We start from the raw sequence: 19909 nt of genomic DNA on the forward strand, positions 1-19909 counted from the left end.
TTTGTGTGTGTGTGGGGGTGTTTGTTTTTTTTCAACCCCCCCCCCCGGCGCCCCCCCGCGGGCGCGGGGGGGGCCCGGGGGCCGCGGTCGAGGGGCTTACCAGCCGCGCTCGGCCAGGCGGTGCGGCTCCGGGATCTCGTCCACGTTGATGCCGACCATGGCCTCGCCCAGGCCGCGCGACACCTTCGCGATCACGTCCGGGTCGTCGTAGAAGGTCGTCGCCTTCACGATCGCCTCGGCGCGCTGCACCGGGTTGCCGGACTTGAAGATGCCCGACCCAACGAACACGCCCTCCGCGCCGAGCTGCATCATCATTGCCGCGTCGGCCGGGGTCGCGATCCCGCCGGCGGTGAACAGCACGACCGGCAGCTTGCCCGCCTCCGCGACCTCGCGCACCAGCTCGTACGGGGCCTGCAGCTCCTTCGCCGCGACGTACAGCTCGTCCGCGGGCAGGTTCTGGAGGCGCTTGATCTCCGCGCGGATCTTGCGCATGTGCGTGGTGGCGTTCGAGACGTCACCCGTGCCGGCCTCGCCCTTGGAGCGGATCATCGCCGCGCCCTCGGTGATGCGGCGCAGCGCCTCGCCCAGGTTCGTCGCGCCGCACACGAACGGCACGGTGAACTGCCACTTGTCGATGTGGTTGGCGTAGTCGGCCGGGGTCAGCACCTCGGACTCGTCGATGTAGTCCACGCCGAGCGACTGCAGCACCTGCGCCTCGACGAAGTGGCCGATGCGGGCCTTGGCCATCACCGGGATGGACACCGCCTCGATGATGCCGTCGATCATGTCCGGGTCGCTCATCCGGGACACGCCGCCCTGGGCGCGGATGTCGGCCGGCACCCGCTCCAACGCCATGACGGCCACCGCGCCGGCGTCCTCGGCGATCTTGGCCTGCTCGGCGTTGACCACGTCCATGATCACGCCGCCCTTGAGCATCTCCGCCATGCCCCGCTTGACGCGGGAAGTGCCGGTGACCTGGGTGCCGGCGTCGGGTGAAGTGGTCACGACCAGCCTTTCTCGAAGTAGGGGCGAACGGCACCCATGGTACGGCCGACGTGGACCGCCGAAGCATGCCAATCAGGCCCGTTCTCGGCAGGCCACTTCCCCTCCCTTCGCAGGTAGTGGCGTACGCCACCCGTTGGAATAGGACCGCGCCCCGACCTCCGACCGGATTCCTCCTGCCGGGTTGGGTGTGACCGCTTGGGGTTGTCCGCCCCGGCCCGCGGGTGTGAGATCGGACACTAAACACTTGTGGAGGGTGGTCCCAATGGGCAGCAAACACTCCGACAACGGCCACTCGGCAGGCGCGGTCGCTGTGGACGACCCGGCCAAGGTCCGCAACGTCGTGCTGGTCGGCCCGTCCGGCTCCGGCAAGACGACGCTCGCCGAGGCCCTGCTCGCCAGCACCGGCGTCCTGACCCGACCGGGCTCGGTCACCGAGGGCACCACGGTGTGCGACCACGACCCCGCGGCGGTCCGCCAGCAGCGGTCCGTGGGCCTCGCGGTGGCACCCGTCCGGCACGGCGACATCAAGATCAACCTCATCGACACGCCCGGTTACGCGGACTTCGTCGGCGAGCTGCGGGCCGGGCTGCGCGCGGCCGACGCGGCGCTGTTCGTGGTCTCCGCGGCCGAAGGCGTCGACCCCGCCACCGTCGCGCTGTGGGAGGAGTGCGCCGCGGTGGGCATGCCCCGCGCGGTCGTGGTGGCGCGGACCGACCACCAGCGCGCCGACGTGCTCACCGGGATCGCCGCGTGCCAGGCGGCGTTCGGCGCGGGTGTGGTGCCGCTCTACCTGCCCGACGGCGACGGCCTGGTCAACCTGCTCACCACCGACGACCCCCGCTTCGAGGAGCAGCGCAACGCGCTCATCGAGGGGATCATCGCGGAGAGCGAGGACGAGACCCTGATGGACCGCTACCTCGGCGGCGAGGAGGTCGACCAGGCGACGCTCGTCGCGGACCTGGAGACGGCGGTCTCCCGCGGCTCGTTCCACCCCGTCATGCCGGTGTGCGCGCTGACCGGCCTTGGCCTGCCGGAACTGCTCGACGGCATCGCCCGCGCGTTCCCCTCTCCCCTGGAACACCCGCTGCCCGACGTGACGGGCGTGGACGGCATCCCCCGCCCCCGCCTGGAGGCCGACCCGAACGGACCGCTCGTGGCCGAGGTCGTGCGCACGGCCGTCGACTCGTACGTGGGCCGGGTGTCGCTGGTGCGCGTGTTCTCCGGGACGCTGCGCCCGGAACGCCCGGTGCACGTGTCGGGCCACGGCCTGGCCGACCGCGGCCACGAGGACCACGACGTCGACGAACGCGTCGCGCACGTCTACTCGCCGCTGGGCGCGAACCTGCGCGAGGTGCCGTACTGCGTGGCGGGCGACCTGTGCGCGTTGACCAAGCTCGGCTCGGCCGAGACCGGCGACACGGTGTCCGCCCCGGACCAACCGCTGCTGGTCGCGCCGTGGGAGATGCCGGAACCCCTGCTGCCGGTGGCCGTGGTGCCGCGCAGCCGCAGCGACGAGGACAACCTCGCCCGGAACCTGGGCAAGCTCGTGGCCGGCGACCCGACGTTGCGGCTGGAGCGCAACCCCGAGACGCACCAGCTCGTGCTGTGGTGCATGGGCGAGGCGCACGCGGACGTCGTGCTGGCCCGGCTGCGCGCGGGCGGCGCTGAGGTCGACACCGAGCCCGTGCGGGTGGCGTTGCGGGAGACGTTCGTCGGCCAGGCCAAGGGCCACGGCCGGCACGTGAAGCAGTCCGGCGGCCACGGCCAGTACGCGGTCTGCGACATCGTCGTCGACCCACTGCCACGCGGCTCGGGCTTCGAGTTCGTGGACCGGATCGTCGGCGGCGCGATCCCGAACCAGTTCATCCCCAGCGTGGAGAAGGGCGTCCGGGCCCAACTGGAACGGGGCCTGCAAGGCGGCCACCCGGTCGTGGACATCCGCGTCACCCTGGTCGACGGCAAAGCCCACTCGGTCGACTCCTCCGACGCCGCCTTCCAAACGGCCGGCGCCCTCGCCCTGAAAGACGCCGCCGCCAACGCCGGCACCGCCCTCCTCGAACCCGTGGACGAGGTCACCGTGCGCCTGCCGGACGACCACCTGGGCACCGTCCTGGGCGACCTCTCCAGCCGCCGCGGCCGCGTGCTGGGAACCGAGGCGGACACCCCGGGCTACACCGTCATCCGCGCCGAAGTCCCCGCCACCGAACTCCTCCGCTACGCCGTCGAACTCCGCTCACTGACCTCGGGCACCGGCACCTACACCCGCCGCTTCACCCGCTACGACCCCCTCCCCCAATCCCTAGCAACCCAAACCAGGTAACAACCACCAACCCAACCAACCACCAACCCAACCCACCCACATCGGACCCGCAGCGCGCCCACCGAGGCTCGATTTGACATGGGTTCGGGTGCCTTAGGCTGGACGAAGCTGGCAGGCCCGGCGGGACGCTTTACCCCGCCGGGCCTGCCGGCTTTGGCCTGCCCAGGGGTACCCGTAAGGGCCCCATGTCACATCGAGCCGGACCCGAGCGCTGAACTCACCGCCCCTGAACGCAGGACTCTCGCACCCTCAACGTAGGACTCACACGCTCCCAACGTAGGACTCTCGCGCTCTCAACGTTCGACACACGCGTTCTGAACGTAGGACACGGGTGACGCGAACGTAGGACACGCCGAGGTCAGGTGTTTTGGGGGAAGCCCAGGTTCACGCCGCCGTGCGACGGGTCCAGCCACCGACCCGTCACCACCTTGGTCCGGGTGAAGAAGTGCACCCCCTCGGGCCCATAAGCGTGCGAGTCGCCGAACAGCGAGTCCTTCCACCCGCCGAACGAGTAGTACGCCACCGGCACCGGGATGGGCACGTTCACCCCGACCATCCCGACCTCGACCTCGTTCTGGAACCGCCGCGCCGCCCCGCCGTCGTTGGTGAAGATCGCCGTGCCGTTCCCGTACGGGTTCGCGTTCACCACCTCCAACGCGTCGTCGTACGTCCCCACCCGCAGCACCGACAGCACCGGCCCGAAGATCTCGTCCCGGTACAGCGCCATGTCCGTCCCCACGTGGTCGAACAACGTCGGCCCGAGCCAGAACCCCGCCGCGTCACCGTCGATCGCGTGCGACCGGCCGTCCACGACCAGCGACGCGCCCTCCGCCGCTCCACCATCCACATAGGACAACACCCGGTCCCGGTGCGCCCCCGTCACCAACGGCCCCATCTCGCAGCCGGGACGACGACCGTCACCGACGTGGAGGTCCCGCATCCGGTCCACGATCTTCGACACCAGCTCGTCGCCCACCGGGTCCACCGCGACCACGACCGAGATCGCCATGCACCGCTCCCCCGCCGAACCGAACCCGGCCGACACCGCCGCGTCCGCCGCCAGGTCCAGGTCGGCGTCGGGCAGCACGACCATGTGGTTCTTCGCGCCGCCCAACGCCTGCACGCGCTTGCCGTGCCGCGTGCCGGTCTCGTAGACGTACCGCGCGATCGGCGTCGACCCCACGAACGACACCGCCTTCACGTCCGGGTGCTCCAGCACCCGGTCGACCGCGACCTTGTCGCCGTGCACCACGTTCAGCACGCCGTCGGGCAACCCGGCCTCGGCGAACAGCTCCGCGATGAAGTTCGCCGCCGAGGGGTCCTTCTCCGACGGCTTGAGGACCACCGCGTTGCCGCACGCGATCGCGTTGGGCACGAACCACAGCGGCACCATGGCCGGGAAGTTGAACGGCGAGATCACGCCGACCACGCCCAGCGGCTGCTGGATCGAGTACACGTCCACCCGCGTGGACGCGTTCTCGCTGAACCCGCCCTTGAGCAGGTGCGGGATGCCGCACGCGAACTCGACCGCCTCCAACGCGCGCTGCACCTCCCCCGCCGCGTCGGACAGCACCTTCCCGTGCTCGGCGGTGACGATCGCGGCCAGCTCGCCCTTGCGCGCGTTCAGCAGCTCCCGGAACGCGAACATCACGGTCGACCGCTGCGCCAGCGAGGCGTTGCGCCACGACGCGAACGCCTCCCGCGCGGCGGCCACCGCCTCGTCCACGGTGGCCTCGTCGGCGAAGTCCACCCGAGCGGCCACCCGCCCGGTCGCCGGGTCGTACACGTCCCCGGAACGCGCGCTCTCCCCGCTCCACGGCTTGCCGCCGATCCAGTGCCCGATCCGCTTCGGCCCGGCAGCGCCCACCGGGCCCACCGCGCCCCCGTCCACGACGCCCGCGCCCACCGCGCCCCCGCTCACCACGCCCGCGTCCACCGCGTCCCCGTCCACCGCGTCCCCGTTCACAGCACGTCCTCCAGGATGCCCAGCGCCTCTTCGACCTCGTCCTCGGTCAACGTCATGGGCGGCGCGAGGCGGATCACGTTCCCGTACAGGCCGCCCTTGCCCACCAGCAGCCCGCGCTCCCGCGTGCCCTCCAGCACCTCGACCGCCTTGGCCGCGTCCGGCGCGCCGTCCGGGCCGACCAGCTCGATGCCGACCATCAGCCCCTTGCCGCGCACGTCGCCCACCGCGGGCCGGTCCGCCGCAATGTCGCGCAGCCCGTCGATCAGCCGTTCGCCGAGCTTGGCCGCGTTGGCCTGGAGGTCGTGGTCGAGCAGGTAGTTCAACGTGGCCAGCGCGCCGGTGGTGGCCACCGGGTTGCCGCCGAACGTGGACAGCGAGTTGGCCGTGAGGCAGTCCATCAGGTCGCCCCGCGCGACCACCCCGCCGATGGCCAGGCCGTTGCCCAGGCCCTTGGCGAACGTCATCGCGTCCGGCGTCACGCCGTGCGCCTGGATGCCCCAGAAGTGGTCGCCGGTGCGGCCCCACCCGGTCTGCACCTCGTCGGAGATCAGCAGGATGCCGTACTCGTCCAGCACCTCCTTGAACGCGGCGAACAGCCCGTCCGGCGGCGAGGAGAACCCGCCGACGCCCTGGATCGGCTCGGCGATCAGGCACGCCACGTCGCCGGCGGTCGCCGTCTCGATCACCTCGCGCAGGTCCGCCACGCACGCCTTGACGTAGTCGGCGTCGGACAGGTCGCGGAACGGGCTGCGGTACCGGTAGCCGCCGTGCACCCAGCTCACCTTGACCGGGCTGAGCGAGGACGCCGACCAGCCCCGGTTGCCGGTGATGGCGACGGTGGCGAACGCGCGACCGTGGTAGGAGTTGCGCAGCGCGAGGACCTGGTCGCTGCGGCGGTACTGGGTGGCCAGCATGAGCGCCGTCTCGTTGGCCTCGGTGCCGGAGTTGGTGAAGAACACCTTCGCGTCCGGGATGCCGGACAGCTCGGCGATCTTCTCCGCCAGCTCGACCTGCGAGCGGATCAGGTAGAGCGTGGAGCTGTGCAGCACGCCGGTCGCGAGCTGGGACCGGATCGCGTCGGAGATCTCGGCCACGTCGTAGCCGACCGCGTTGGTCAGGATGCCGGCGAAGAAGTCCAGGTAGGTGCGGCCCTCGCGGTCGGTGACGCGGCGTCCGCTCGCGCTGGCCAGCTCGATCGGCTGCTCGTAGTAGAGGGCCATCCAGTGGGGCATCACCGCGCGGTGCCGGGCCAGCAGCTCCTCGTGTGCCATCGCGTCCTCCGGTCGTAGGTCCCTGAAGGAGGAGTGTGGTCGGCGGTGCCGGGGGCCGCCATGGACAACCTGTACCCCTTTCCGGCGTCGCGCATTACGTTGTGTCCATGTACCCCACGGTCGCCGAAGCGCTCGCCCTCCCGGTGGTCCGGCGCGGCGAGCCGGCCGTGGTCGCGGGCGCGGCCGGGATGGGCCGCCGGGTGCGGTGGGTGCACGCCGCCGAGGTCGCCGACATCGCGCACCTGCTGCGCGGGGGCGAGCTGGTGCTGACCACCGGCATCGCGCTGCCCGACGACCCCGACGGCCTGGCCCGCTACGTCGCCGACCTCGCCGCCGTGGGCGCGGCCGGCCTGGTCGTGGAGCTGGTGCGGCGGTGGAGCGACGAGGTGCCGGGCGCGCTGGTGGCCGCCGCCGAGCGGCACGAGCTGCCGTTGATCACGCTGGCCCGCGAGACCCGGTTCGTGTCCGTGACCGAGGCCGTCGTGTCGCTGATCGTGGACGCGCAACTGGCCGAGCTGCGGGCGGCCGAGCAGGTGCACGAGGCGTTCACCGCGCTCACCGTGGCCGGCGCGGAGCCCGCCGAGGTGCTGCGCGAGGTGGCCCGGACGTCGGGGTTGCCGGTGGTGCTGGAGACGTTGGGGCACGAGGTGCTGGCCTACGACGCGGCGGGGCAGGACCCGACCGCGCTGCTCGCCGACTGGGGTCAGCGGTCGCGCGCGGTGGCCGTGTCCGAGCGCACCGCCTACGACGAGCGGGCCGGGTGGCTGGTGACGGTGGTCGGCGCGCGGGGCGCGGACTGGGGGCGGCTGGTGCTGGTGACGCCGGAAGCGCCGCCGCACCGGCACGTCGTGGTGGCCGAGCGGGCCGCGTCGGCGTTGGCCGTGCACCGGCTCGTGGCGCGGGACCGCGAGTCGCTGGAGCGGCAGACCCACCGGACGCTGCTCACCCAGCTGCTCGGGCAGCCGCCGCACGACCTGCCGGCGCGGGCGGCTGCGCTCGGCGTGCCGCTGGACCGGCGGCAGCTCGTCGGGGTGGCGATCCGGCCCGGCACCTCGACCGCGCCCGCGCAGGCGTTGGCGTCGCAGGAGGTGCTGCGGGACCTCGCCGAGGCGACGGCGCTGGCGGCCCGGCGGGTGACGGTGCCCGCGCTGGTCGGCGTGGTGGACGACACGAGCGTGCGGGCGCTGCTCTCCCTGCCGCCGCAGGCGGGGCTGGACGGCGTGCTGCGGCGGCTGGCCCGGGAGGTGCACCGCCGGGCGGCGGCGACGCAGCACGCGCTGCCCGTGGTGGTGGCCGTCGGCACGACCGTGACCGCGGTGCCGGAGGTGCGGCGGTCGTTGGGCGAGGCGGCGCACGTGGCGGGCGCGGCGCTGCGCTCCTCCGGCAGCCGGCTCTACCACCGGCTGGACGACGTGCGGTTGCGCGGGTTGCTGCACCTGCTGCGCGAGGACGAGCGGGTGCTGGCGTTCGCCGACCGCGAGCTGGGCCCGCTGCTGGCGCGGGACGCCAACCAGGGCACCCGGCTGGTGGAACTGCTGCGGAGCTTCTGCGAGCACGGCGGCAACAAGTCCGCCGCCGCGGCCGCCGCGCACCTCTCCCGGACCGCGTACTACCAGCAGTTGAGCCGGATCGAGCAGGTGCTCGGGGTGTCCCTGGAGGACCCGGAGTCGGTGCTCTCGCTGTACGTGGCGCTGCTGGTGCAGGAAATGGGCGAGCGGGACCCTCAGCTGCCCCGCCCGCCCACGACGCCGGCCTAGCCGAGCGGCAGCGGCAGCTTGCTCAGGTCGGAGAGGTCGGGCGCCTCGGCCGGACCCGAGATGGGCGGGGCGAGCAGCGGCAGCTCCGGGGTGGCGGGCAGGGCGCGGGGCTGCCCGGCGAGCGCCTGGTCCAGCTGCGGCACGGCCGGGACGGCGGGCGCCTGCACCGCGGCGGGGGCCGCGACGTGCGGCACCTGGACGTCCGACGTGCCGCCCGGCAGCGGCGCGGGCAGCTTCACGGGCTGGCCGCCGAGCACGTCGGCGACGGGCTTGGCGGCGTCCACGCCCACCTCGGGGGCGGTGCCGAGCTTGCCGTCCACGATGTCGGTGGGGGCCTCGCTGGCCGACGCGGCGGACGCGAGCAGCGGGGAGGTACCGACGGCGAGCAGGGCGGCGGCACGCAGGAGGCCGCGCGTGCGATTTCCGGACACGGTTTTCCTAACCTGGTTGGGGACCTGCACAGTTACCCCCTCCGCATCGACCAGGCCGCACCGGTTCCTTGACAACTCGATCGGGTGACTGACGCTCCGTGCCGCGTCCACTCGATCAGGTCAAACCGAAAGGGTGATCCCGGGGAGGGCCCCGCGGGTCCGGGTTCGGGGCTCCGGCAACCCGCGGGGCCGCCCGCCCCCGATGGCGGATCGTGGCGTCGCGAGCCCGTGTCGGGGAGACGGTGGAGCGACACGGGCCCGCGACGGTCTTCCCCCGGCGCTAGGGGGTCGTGACCCCGAGCGTGTAGGCGCCGGACCCGCTGTACGCGTGCACGCGGTAGCGGTAGTAGCCCGGTGTGCCGTTGTAGTTCACGGTCTCGCTCGCGGCGGGGCTGTCGCCCTTGGCCACCACGGCCCACGAGCTGCCGTTCCACTTCTCCAGGTACAGGTCGTAGTCGGCCCCGCCCGGACCGGCCAGGCAGCCGACGTGCGCGCCGGACACCGTGGACTGGTAGTAGCTGTTGTTGGGCTGGTACGCCTGCCCGCCCGCCGCCAGGGAGCCGGTGTAGGTGGTCTCCGCGTTCTGGCAGCCGGTCGGCGGGTCGGGGTTGCCGCCGCCGCCGGTGACCAGGGTCAGGCCGTAGGTCTGCAGGATCTCGTTGACCGGCTGGAAGTACGTGGTGCCGCCGGAGCGGCAGTTGCCGGAGCCGCCGGAGGTGACGCCCTGCGCCTGCGTGCCGGCCAGCAGCGAACCGCCCGAGTCGCCGGGCTCGGCGCAGACCGTGGTCTGGATCAGGCCGGTGACCGTGCCCTGCGGGTAGGTCACCGAGGAGTTGCGGGCCTGGATGGTGCCGCAGTGCCAGCCGGTGGTCGACCCGGACCGGCACACCGTCGCGCCGACGGGCGCGTCCTGCGAGCCGGCGACCGAGACCGTGCCGCCGGAGTAGTTGTTGACCAGCCCGCGCGGCGTGTTGCCCGCCGCGACCTGGACCCACGCGTAGTCGTTGCCGGGGAAGCTGGAGCCCCGGAACGTGCCGCTCGGGTTGGCGGTGGACGCGCCGGTCGAGCCGCAGTGCCCGGCGGTGACGAACCCGCCGTTGACGGAGAAGCCGACCGAGCACCGGGTGCCGCTGCCGATGGTGTAGGCGTTGCCGCCGATCACGTCGATCAGCGGGCGGGGCGCTTCGGTGGTCGTGACGTACCGGACGGCCGAGGCGGCGACGCCGGACGACGCGACGAAGGCCCGCGCGGCGGCCAGCCGGCCGGGCTGGGACTTGACCACGACGGTGTTGGTGGGCAGGTCGACGTACCAGCCGGGGACGGAGCGCGGCGCGGCGGCGACGTGCGCGTCCAGTGCCGCCTTGACCGCGTCCAGGTCGTTCTCGCTGCGCTGCACCAGTTTCGTGCGCACGCCGCCCTGGTCGGTGTCGGCGGCCCGGGTCACGCCCACGGTCAGCGTGCCGGAGGAGTCGATCCACGCGCCGCCGAACCGGCCGTCCAGGCGCTTGCGCAGGGCGTGCGCCGTGCCGGCGGAGCGCTCGTCGGCGGCGAGGCGGGCGCGGGCCTGGTCGGCGTCGAGCCCGAGGTCGCGCTGGAGCGCGGAGAGGATCTCGGCTTCCTGGCCGGCGGGCGCGGCCTGGGCGGTCGGGGCGGCCACCGTGGTCAGGGCGGTGGCCGCCACGAGCGCCGCGGTCAGCGCCAGTGGTCTCAAACGTGGTGACATGGGGAATTCTCCTCGAGGGAGGGCAGGGATTCCCCGTGAAAGCTAGGTCGGCGGGTCCGCTCGCGGTAATACCGCTTCGGTCATAAGACCGGTTGATGGCCCCACCACCGACACGCCACGACGACCACCCGCCACCGCACCGGACCACCACCAACCACGCCCGCCCCCAACCACGCCCGTCCGCCACCACCCGCGCCACCCGCCACGCCCACCCGACTGCCGCCGCCCACGCAGCCCCGCGCCTGCGGGCACCCACCGCCGTCACCCCCAGCGCGCACCACCCCCAGCCACCAGCCGCAACCACCCGCCACGCCCGCCCGCCACGGCCACCCCCATCGCCGCCGGCCGAAACCCCTCGCCGTCGCGCGGCTTCGAACCGCCACCGCCCGCGCCGGCCGGGCGGAGGCGCGGCCCGGCGCAGCGCGATCAAGCGGCAGGGCAATCAAGCGGCAGGGTGATCCGCGAGAGCGGCCCGGCGGCAGCCCGATCCAGCAGCAGCGCGATCGGCGAGCGCGATCCAGCGGCAGTGGCGGTCGGGCTCCACCGCGGTTCCCCCGTCAGCCGGCCGCGAGGTGCGGCACCGCGCCGTACTCCGGGTGTCCGGGCAGCCAGCCCGCGTAGCGCGGGTTGCGCTCGGCCGTCTCCCGGTACGCCTCGGCGGCGTACCGCAGCACCTGCGGGCCGAACGCGGCGGCCGGGCCCTCCGGGTCCCAGCCGATCAGGTGCCGCCACCGCAGGGGCGCGCCGGCGAGCGGCATCGCGACCAGGCCCGGCGTGCGGCGGAACGTCGGCTGGCACAGCGCCACCGCGTCGCCCGACGCGGCCAGGTCGACGCAGCTGTTGACGTCCACTTCGTACATCGTGCGCGGGGTGAAGCCGGCTCGGCTGCACGCGGCCACGAAGCAGTCGCCGAAGCACCCGTCGCCGGGCGTCACGGCCCACTGCATGTCCTTCAGCGCCCCGAGTTCCACCTCCTCCAGCAACGTGAACGGGTGGTCCTCGGGCATCAGCACGAACACCGGGTCGACCGCGATCACCTGCCACGTCAGCCCGTGCTCCGACGGCGGCGGGGCGTCGCCGCACACGCCCACCAGCACGTAGTCCAGCCGCCCGGCGGCCACCATGGCGGACAGCTCCGAGCCCGACCACGACACCTGCGTGGACACGTGCGAGCCGGGGTGGGCCTCGGTGAGCCGGTGCACCAGCCCGCCCAGCATCGGGCCGTTCACCGCGCCCACCCGGTAGCGCTCGGCGGGCGCGTCGTCGTCCACGAGCCGCAGCGCGTCCTCCTGCAACCGGGAGAACGCGGGCAGCAGCACGCGCGCCCGTTCCAGCACCAGCTCGCCCAGCGCGGTCGGCCGGGCCCCCTTGTGGTCGCGCTCGAACAGCTTGCCGCCGAGCAGTCCTTCGATCCGGTGGAGCTGGGCCGTCAGGGCGGGCTGGGCGAGCCCCAGGACGGAGGACGCCTTCGACAGGCTGCCCGCGTCCGCGATCGCGCAGACGACCCGCAGGTGCCGCAGTTCGAGCTTCATCCGTCGGACGTTAGGTCACGCTCCCGGTCCAGTCGACCACTCACCGAACAGCACCCGATCGTGACTGCGGTGCCCGCAGTTTTACGTGCCCGCCCGACCACTGCCGGTAGTACCTTCGGCACTCTTCGTGGACAGGCAGGAGCACGTGATGACCTTCCACCCGCCCGTGCCGCGCCACCTCGGCCGCCGCTGGACCGCACGACTGGTCGACTGGGTCCTGGTGCTGGCGGTCACCTCGCCGGTCTGGCTGCTGACGCTGGGGCACGTCAAGCACAGCGCCGCGCTGGAGACGGCCTCCGTCGCGGGCGACGGCGTGACCGGGCTGCTGTCGCTCCGGTTCGGCGACATGGGCGACAGCGCCTCGTCGGGCCTGGCCGAGGTCTGGGGCACGGTCACGTCCTCGGTCGCCGCCACGGTGCTGGCGCAGGTGCTCGTCGTCGCGGCCTACGACGTGGGCATGCACGTGTGGTTCGGGCGGACGGTCGGCAAGGTGGTCACCTCGCTGGTCGTCGTCCCCGTGGGCGGTGGCAGGCGGATGCGGTTCGGGCAGGCGGTGAAGCGCACGGCGTTCACCGTGCTGCTGCCCGCCCTGGCCTGGGTCGCGTGGATCGTCGGGTTGCTGCGGCTCGACGTCCCGCTGCTGCTGCTCGGGTTCGTGCTGGTGGTCCTGTCCGTGGTCGAGTGCCTGTCGTTGCGCGGGCCGACGTGCTGGCACGACCGCCGCAGCCGCACCGTCGTGCAGCCGGTCGACTGGGCCGCGCGGTTGGCCGCGCTGCAGAACTCCCACGCCTGGCAGCTCGCCCAGCAGGCGCCGGGACGGGTGGCGGAGCGGGGCAGGCTGCTCCGGGAGCGCTTCGGCACCGGTGAGCCGCCGGCCCGGTGATCGAGGACGGCCGCACGGTCAACCAGGTGACCGGGGGCGCGGTCGCCGGACCGGTCGTCCAGGCCGGGCGCATCGACGCGGTCCACTTCCACTCCGCGCCGCGCGACGGGCGGTGGCTGTGGGTGGTGGCGGCGGCGTTGTCGAGCGTGACGGCGTCCTCGGTGTGGCTTTCGGTCCATCGCACGGTGGGCGGCGTCGAGGGCGTGCTGAGCGGGTGCGCGGTCGTCGCGGCGGTGGTGGCGCTGGTCCTGCTCGCGGTCGTGCTCGGCAGGCGTGATCGCCGGCCCGCGGTGGACGTCGGCGAGGCGCGGACCCGGCTGGCCGCGGCGGTGTCGACGCAGTGGCACGGCGAGTGGGTCGGCCGGGGCATGCTGCGCTCGCCGCCGCTGCCGGTGGCGTGGTCGGCGCGGGGCCGCGCGGAGCGGTCGGACCTCGACGGGCCGGTGACGGCGGCCCGGCTGCTGCCCGTGCGGCGGCTGGTCGTGGTCGGTCCGGGAGGGTCGGGCAAGACGGTGCTCGCCGTGCGGCTGACCCTGGACCTGCTCGCGCACCGCCGGGCGGACGAGCCGGTGCCGGTGCCGCTGGCCCTGGCGCTGTGGGACCCGGAGCGGCAGGTGCTGCGGGACTGGATCGCCGGGCGGCTGGAAGCCGACTACGGGATCACCGGGGGCGCGGAGCTGGTGGCGGCCGGGGCGGTGCTGCCGGTGCTGGACGGCCTGGACGAGGTGGCCGAGCCGCTGCGGGCGGTGGCGGTGGAGGCGGTGAACGCCCAGCTCGGCCCGACCGACCCCGTCGTGCTGACCAGCAGGCCGGACCCGGCGTTGGCGGGGCTGGCGGGGGTGACGACGTTCGAGCTGGCCGGCGTGGACGTCACGGACGCGGTGGCGCACCTGGGCGGGGGCTGGCGGCGGGTGGCGGTGCACCCGCCGGTGGCGGCGGCGCTGACGTCGCCGCTCATGGTGTCCCTGGCCCGGTCCGTCCCGCGCCCGGACGACCTGCTCGACCTGCCCGACGAGGCGTCGGTGCGGGTGTTCCTGCTGGAGTCGTTCATCGCGGAGACCTACTCCGACCGGGCGCGGCCGGCGGGCGCGGCCCGCAGACCGCGCCACCGCGGCCCCGGTCCGCGGCGCTGGCTCGGCTTCCTCGCCCGGCACCTCGAACGCCGGGGCACGCCCAACTTCGCGTGGTGGGAGCTGCGGGGCGCGCTCCCGGTCGGGCGGCTGGAGGTCGGCGTGGGCGTCCTGGCCGGCCTGGTGTGGGCGGGGGTGGCGGCACTGCTCGGGCCGAGGGCGATCGGCCTGGGGGTCGGCCCGGTGGTGGGCCTGCTGTTCGGCGCGGCGTTCTGCGTGGGGTACGCGGCGGTCCGCACGGGCGCTCCGCCGCACCGGGGCGGTTCCGGTGACGGCGGCTTCCGCGGCCTGCCCACCTGGGCGGACGTGGCGTGGCGGCTGCGGCACGGGGCGTTGGCCATCGCCGTGGCGTGGGTGGTCGCGGCGGGCGTCACCGGGGGTCGCGCGTCGGCGGGTCGCCCGGCGGGCGCGCCGGTCGCGGGGGTGATCGCCGGCCTGTCGGCCGCGCTGCTGGCGGGTCTCGTGGTCGGGGTCGTGGCGGGCGCGCTGCTGCGCGGCGCGGAGGGCCTGGACGCGCGCGTGGCCACGGTCCGGGCCCGCACGCCGGACGCGACCCTGCGGCGCGACCGGGTGTCCACGGTCGTGGTCGGCACGATGTTCGCCGTCGTGGTCGGGGTGATCACCGGGGGCGCGGTCGGGATCGCCGCGGGCGACCTCGGCGCGGGCGCGTGGGCGGCGGTGGGCGGCGCGGTCGCGGGCGGTCCGGCGGCGGTGGTCGTGTTCACCGCGTGGGCGGCCTACGTGCCGGCCCGGGTGTGGCTCGCGCTGCGGCGCGACCTGCCGTGGCGGCTGGGCGCGTTCCTGGCCGACGCGCACCGGCTGGAGGTGCTGCGCCAGTTCGGCACGACCTACCAGTTCCGCCACCTGGCGTTGCGGGAGCGCCTGGCGCGGCCCCCGGTTGGCAATGGACACAGTGTGCGCTGATCATGGCAAGCGTGGACACTTCGCCGCTGCCCACGCACGCGGGCCGACCGGAGGATGCCGGGATGGAAATCGCGCCGAACCGCCCGCACGAAGGGTGTTTCACGAGCGTAACAGGGAAGTGACCGATGGCCCTTGACTCCGCAACCCAGGTCACAGCCGATCCCGACGGCCGCGTCGAGCTGCCCGACCACTCCGCGATCGCGGACAGCCCGCACTACAACCACGACCTCGCGCCGGTGCCGCTGGAGCGGCGCACCTGGTCCACGTACAACTTCTTCGCGCTGTGGATGGGCATGGCGCACAACATCCCGAGCTACACGCTGGCCGCGTCGCTGGTCGCGCTGGGGATGGACTGGGTGCAGGCGTTCCTGACCATCACCCTCGGCAACCTCATCGTGCTGGTCCCGATGCTGCTCAACAGCCACGCGGGCACGAAGTACGGCATCCCGTTCCCGGTGTTCGCCCGCGCGTTCTACGGGATCCGGGGCGCGAACCTGGTGGCGTTGCTGCGGGCGTTCATCGCGTGCGCGTGGTTCGGCATCCAGACGTGGGTGGGCGGCAAGGCGCTGCACGTGATCGTGGGCCGGTTGGCGGGCGACGGGTGGGTGCACGCGCCCGTCGTGCTGGGCCAGGTGTGGACGCTGTGGCTGTGCTTCCTGGCGTTCTGGGTGGTCCAGATGGTGATCATCTGGCGCGGCATGGAGGCGATCCGCCGGTTCGAGAACTGGACCGCGCCGCTGGTCAGCGTCGGTTTCCTGGTGCTGCTCGGGTACGTGGCGGTCAAGGCGGGCGGGTTCGGCCCGATCCTGTCCGAGCCGTCGAAGCTCGGCTGGGGCGCGGACTTCTGGAAGGTGTTCTTCCCGGCGCTCATGGGCATGATCGCGTTCTGGTCCACGCTCTCGCTGAACATGCCCGACTTCACCCGGTTCGGCGGCAGCCAGCGCAAGCAGGCCGTCGGGCAGGTCCTCGGCCTGCCCACCACGATGTCGTTCATCGCGATCGTGGCGATCCTGACCACGTCCGGCGCGATGGCCCTGTACGGCGAGGCGATCTGGGACCCGGCGGAGCTGGCCAGCCGGTTCGACAGCACCGCCGTGGTGCTGGTGGCGTTGGTGGCGCTGGTGCTGGCGACGGTGTCGGCGAACCTCGCGGCGAACGTGGTGAGCCCGTCGTACGACTTCTCCAACGCGTTCCCGAAGAAGATCACCTTCGCGGTGGGCGGCCTGGTCACGGGCGTGATCGGCATCGTGATCCAGCCGTGGCGGCTCATCTCCGACCCCGGCATCTACATCTTCGCCTGGCTCGGCTTCTACGGCGGCCTGCTGGCGTCCGTGGCGGGCGTGTTCGTGGCCGGCTACTGGATCCTGGCCAAGACCCGGCTGGAGCTGCCGGACCTCTACCTGGCCGGGCGGGGCGCGTACTGGTTCAAGGCGGGCTGGAACTGGCGGGCGGTCGTCGCCACGCTGGTGGGCTCGGTGCTCGCGGTCGGCGGCGCGTACAACGGGCCGTTCCCGGCCGACGGCCTGATCCCGTTCCTCAAACCGCTCTACGACTACAACTGGGTCGTCGGCCTGGTCGGCGGCATGCTCGTCTACCTGGCGCTGGCACCACGGAGGGAGAACGCGTGAGCAACATCATCCGAGCGGGTCTGGTGCAGCAGAAGTGGACCGGCGACAAGGACACGATGATCGCGAACGCGGTCGAGGCGGTCCGCTCCGCCGCGTCGCAGGGCGCGCAGGTGGTGTGCCTGCAGGAGTTGTTCTACGGGCCGTACTTCTGCCAGGTGCAGGACGCGGACTACTACTCCTACACCGAGGGCATCCCCGACGGCCCGACCACCGAGCTGATGTGCGAGCTGGCCGAACAGCTGGGCGTGGTGCTCGTCGTGCCGATGTACGAGGAGGAGCAGCCGGGGATCTACTACAACACCGCGGCCGTGATCGACGCGGACGGCAAGTACCTCGGCAAGCACCGCAAGAACCACATCCCGCAGGTCAAGGGGTTCTGGGAGAAGTTCTACTTCAAGCCGGGCAACCTCGGCTACCCGGTGTTCGACACCGCCGTGGGCAGGGTCGGCGTCTACATCTGCTACGAGCGGCACTTCCCCGAGGGCTGGCGCGCGCTGGGCCTGAACGGCGCGCAGATCGTGTTCAACCCCTCGGCGACGAGCCGGGGCCTGTCGGAGTACCTGTGGCGGCTGGAGCAGACCGCGGCGGCCGTGGCGAACGAGTACTACGTCGGCACGATCAACCGCGTGGGCGTGGAACCGCTGGGCGACAACGAGTTCTACGGCCAGTCGTACTTCGCCGACCCGCGCGGCCAGTTGGTGGGCGAGGCGGCGTCGGACACCGAGGAGGAGGTCGTCGTCCGCGACCTGGACATGGACCTGCTCGCCGAGGTCCGCAACCTGTGGGCGTTCTACCGCGACCGCCGTCCCGACACCTACGAAGGGCTGGTCCGGCCGTGAGCATCCTCATCAAGGGCGGCACGGTGGTCAACGCCACCGGCGCGGTCGCCGCCGACGTGCTGGTGGACGGCGAGAAGATCGTCGCGCTGCTCGCGCCCGGTTTCCCGGTGCAGGCGGACGAGACGATCGACGCCGGCGGCAAGTACGTGATCCCCGGGGGCATCGACGCGCACACCCACATGGAGATGCCGTTCGGCGGCACGTTCTCCGCGGACACGTTCGAGACGGGCACGATCGCCGCCGCGTGGGGCGGCACCACGACGATCATCGACTTCGCCGTGCAGGCCAAGGGCACCTCGCTGCTGTCCACGTTGGACAAGTGGCACGCCAAGGCGGACGGCCGGTGCGCCGTGGACTACGGGTTCCACATGATCGTCTCCGACGTCACGGACACGTCGTTGAAGGAGATGGAGTCCTGCATCGACGCGGGCGTGAACACGTTCAAGATGTTCATGGCCTACCCCGGCGTCTTCTACGCCACCGACGGCGAGATCCTGCGCGCCATGCAAAAGGCGCGGGAGACCGGCGCGACGATCATGATGCACGCGGAGAACGGCATCGCGATCGACCAACTGGTCGCGCAAGCGCTCGCGCAGGGCCGCACCGACCCCGTCGAGCACGGCCTGACCCGGCCCGCCGAGCTGGAGGGCGAGGCCACCTCGCGCGCCATCACGCTGGCCAAGGTGACCGGGTCGCCGCTCTACATCGTGCACCTGTCCGCCGCCCAGGCGCTGGACGCGGTGACCAAGGCCCGCGACACCGGGCAGAACGTGTTCGCCGAGACCTGCCCGCAGTACCTCTACCTGTCGCTGGAGGACCTGGCGAAACCGGACTTCGAGGGCTCGAAGTACGTGGCCTCTCCCCCGCTGCGGCCCAAGGAGCACCAGTCCGAGCTGTGGCGCGGCCTGCGCACCAACGACCTGTCGGTGGTGTCGACCGACCACTGCCCGTTCTGCTTCAAGGACCAGAAGGAGCTGGGGCGCGGCGACTTCTCCAAGATCCCCAACGGGATGCCGGGCGTCGAGCACCGGGTGGATCTGCTGCACCAGGGCGTGGTCAAGGGCGAGATCACGCTGGAGCGGTGGGTGGAGATCGCCTCCACCACGCCGGCCCGCATGTTCGGCCTGCACCCGCGCAAGGGGGTCATCGCGCCCGGCGCGGACGCCGACGTGGTGGTGTACGACCCGACCGCGCGGCAGGTGATCTCGGCGGCCACGCACCACATGAACGTCGACTACTCGGCGTACGAGGGCATGGAGATCACCGGCAAGGTGGACACCGTGCTCTCGCGCGGTCGGGTGGTCGTGGACGCCGGCGGTTTCCACGGCGCGGCCGGGCACGGCCGGTTCCTGTCCCGCGAGCTGAACCAGTACCTGGTGTAGGGGGCGACGTGGACTTCGGGGTGGTGCTCCAGACCGACCCGCCGGCGCGGGACGTGGTGGCCGGGATGAGGGCCGCGGAGGACAACGGCTTCCGCTACGGCTGGACGTTCGACTCGGTCGTGCTGTGGCAGGAGCCGTTCGTCATCTACTCGCAGGTGCTGGCGGCGACGAAGGACCTGGTCGTCGGCCCGATGGTGACCAACCCGAGCACGCGGGACTGGTCGGTCACGGCGTCGCTGTTCGCCACGCTCAACGACATGTTCGGCAACCGCACGGTGTGCGGCATCGGGCGCGGCGACTCGGCGCGCCGGGTGATCGGGCAGAAACCGGCGTCGCTGGCCACCCTCGGCCGGGCGATGACGGTGATCAAGGAGCTGGCCGAGGGCCGGGAGGTCGAGCACCACGGCACACCGGTGCGCATCCCGTGGGTGCGCGACGGCAGGCTGGAGGTGTGGATGGCCGCGTACGGGCCGAAGGCGCTGCGGATGGTCGGCGAGCAGGCCGACGGGTTCATCCTCCAGACCGCGGACCCGGACATCGCCCGGTGGACCATCGGGACCGTGCGCGAGGCGGCCGTCGCGGCGGGCCGCGACCCGGCGTCGATCACCATGTGCGTGGCCGCGCCCGCGTACGTCGGCACGGACTTGGCGCACCAGCGCGACCAACTCCGCTGGTTCGGCGGCATGGTCGGCAACCACGTGGCCGACCTGGTCGCGCGGTACGGCGACTCGGGCGCGGTGCCGACCGCGCTGACCGACTACATCAAGGGCCGGGAGGGCTACGACTACAGCCACCACGGCCGGGCGGGCAACCGGTCGACGGACTTCGTGCCGGACTCGATCGTGGACCGGTTCTGCCTGCTCGGCCCGGCGTCCGCGCACGTGGACCGGTTGCAGGAGTTGCGCGAGGTCGGCGTGGACAACTTCGCGCTGTACCTGATGCACGACGACAAGGACAAGACGCTCACGTCGTACGGCAACGAGGTGATCGGCCGGGTGTGAAACCCCGACGCCGGTTCCCGGGCGCGGTCCCCGGGAACGGCGGCGCTCCCCGCCGGGGGGGGTAATCGCGGCCGGGCCGGGGTGGTGTAAACAAAAGACCCGGGCGGCCCGATGTGT

14 protein-coding genes are annotated in these 19909 nt (G+C 72.9%); 8 read left to right on the forward strand and 6 right to left on the reverse strand.

From position 1 onward, the window contains the following. Window positions 1-96: 96 nt before the first annotated feature. Window positions 97-1005: a pyridoxal 5'-phosphate synthase lyase subunit PdxS gene (pdxS, locus tag ACFXGA_RS07275; RefSeq protein WP_378085107.1), complete on the reverse strand. Its 909-nt coding sequence runs from the start codon at window positions 1003-1005 to the stop codon at window positions 97-99. A 262-nt stretch (window positions 1006-1267) separates the two neighbouring features. Between pdxS and ACFXGA_RS07280 the strand changes: the two genes are divergently transcribed. Beyond that, window positions 1268-3325 carry an elongation factor G-like protein EF-G2 gene (locus ACFXGA_RS07280; protein ID WP_378085109.1) on the forward strand — a complete coding sequence of 686 codons (2058 nt, stop codon included), beginning with the start codon at window positions 1268-1270 and terminating at the stop codon, window positions 3323-3325. A 358-nt stretch (window positions 3326-3683) separates the two neighbouring features. Here the strand turns inward: ACFXGA_RS07280 and ACFXGA_RS07285 are convergent, their stop codons facing one another. Together ACFXGA_RS07285 and ACFXGA_RS07290 are read right to left on the reverse strand one after the other, a co-directional pair. Next, window positions 3684-5192 (reverse strand): CoA-acylating methylmalonate-semialdehyde dehydrogenase, encoded by a 1509-nt coding sequence (locus ACFXGA_RS07285; protein WP_378085240.1) that lies wholly within the window; start codon window positions 5190-5192, stop codon window positions 3684-3686. 95 nt (window positions 5193-5287) lie between these two features. Further along, the gene (locus ACFXGA_RS07290) at window positions 5288-6562 is read right to left on the reverse strand and encodes an aspartate aminotransferase family protein (RefSeq protein WP_378085111.1); all 1275 of its coding nucleotides are present in this window, start codon (window positions 6560-6562) and stop codon (window positions 5288-5290) included. Between the two features lie 107 nt (window positions 6563-6669). On the opposite strand from ACFXGA_RS07290, the gene ACFXGA_RS07295 reads away from it, so the two are divergent. Further along, a complete protein-coding gene (locus ACFXGA_RS07295; protein ID WP_378085113.1) occupies window positions 6670-8319 on the forward strand; it encodes a PucR family transcriptional regulator in 1650 nt (549 codons plus the stop codon). Here the strand turns inward: ACFXGA_RS07295 and ACFXGA_RS07300 are convergent. From ACFXGA_RS07300 to ACFXGA_RS07310, 3 genes are all read right to left on the reverse strand, one after another. After that, complete coding sequence (locus ACFXGA_RS07300) at window positions 8316-8750, reverse strand: hypothetical protein (RefSeq protein ID WP_378085115.1); 435 nt, start codon at window positions 8748-8750, stop codon at window positions 8316-8318. The two genes, ACFXGA_RS07295 and ACFXGA_RS07300, sit on opposite strands and share 4 nt — an antisense overlap. A 280-nt stretch (window positions 8751-9030) precedes the next feature. Beyond that, the gene (locus ACFXGA_RS07305) at window positions 9031-10473 is read right to left on the reverse strand and encodes a S1 family peptidase (protein WP_378085117.1); all 1443 of its coding nucleotides are present in this window, start codon (window positions 10471-10473) and stop codon (window positions 9031-9033) included. A 557-nt stretch (window positions 10474-11030) separates the two neighbouring features. After that, window positions 11031-12005, reverse strand: a complete 975-nt coding sequence (locus tag ACFXGA_RS07310) for a LysR substrate-binding domain-containing protein (protein ID WP_378085119.1) — start codon at window positions 12003-12005, stop codon at window positions 11031-11033. A 127-nt stretch (window positions 12006-12132) separates the two neighbouring features. Here ACFXGA_RS07310 and ACFXGA_RS07315 point away from each other — a divergent pair, with 127 nt between their 5' ends. The 6 genes from ACFXGA_RS07315 to ACFXGA_RS07340 all read left to right on the forward strand — a co-directional run bounded on the left by ACFXGA_RS07315 (window position 12133) and on the right by ACFXGA_RS07340 (window position 19792). Continuing rightward, window positions 12133-12888 (forward strand): RDD family protein, encoded by a 756-nt coding sequence (locus ACFXGA_RS07315; RefSeq protein WP_378085121.1) that lies wholly within the window; start codon window positions 12133-12135, stop codon window positions 12886-12888. Continuing rightward, entirely contained in the window at window positions 12885-14942 is a 2058-nt protein-coding gene (locus ACFXGA_RS07320; protein WP_378085123.1) for a hypothetical protein, read from the forward strand. The genes ACFXGA_RS07315 and ACFXGA_RS07320 overlap by 4 nt, the downstream gene beginning before the upstream one ends. A gap of 125 nt (window positions 14943-15067) precedes the next feature. Beyond that, window positions 15068-16570, forward strand: coding sequence for an NCS1 family nucleobase:cation symporter-1 (locus ACFXGA_RS07325; RefSeq protein ID WP_378085125.1), 1503 nt, complete (start codon window positions 15068-15070; stop codon window positions 16568-16570). After that, on the forward strand, window positions 16567-17409 hold the full coding sequence (locus ACFXGA_RS07330; protein WP_378085128.1) for a nitrilase-related carbon-nitrogen hydrolase: 843 nt from the start codon (window positions 16567-16569) through the stop codon (window positions 17407-17409). The genes ACFXGA_RS07325 and ACFXGA_RS07330 overlap by 4 nt, the downstream gene beginning before the upstream one ends. Beyond that, on the forward strand, window positions 17406-18791 hold the full coding sequence (gene hydA, locus ACFXGA_RS07335) for a dihydropyrimidinase (protein ID WP_378085130.1): 1386 nt from the start codon (window positions 17406-17408) through the stop codon (window positions 18789-18791). The genes ACFXGA_RS07330 and hydA overlap by 4 nt, the downstream gene beginning before the upstream one ends. An 8-nt stretch (window positions 18792-18799) precedes the next feature. Continuing rightward, on the forward strand, window positions 18800-19792 hold the full coding sequence (locus ACFXGA_RS07340; RefSeq protein WP_378085132.1) for a TIGR03842 family LLM class F420-dependent oxidoreductase: 993 nt from the start codon (window positions 18800-18802) through the stop codon (window positions 19790-19792). Window positions 19793-19909: the final 117 nt, after the last annotated feature.

Origin of the sequence: Actinosynnema sp. NPDC059335, assembly GCF_042752395.1 — a bacterium.
Taxonomy (GTDB): Bacteria; Actinomycetota; Actinomycetes; order Mycobacteriales; family Pseudonocardiaceae; genus Actinosynnema.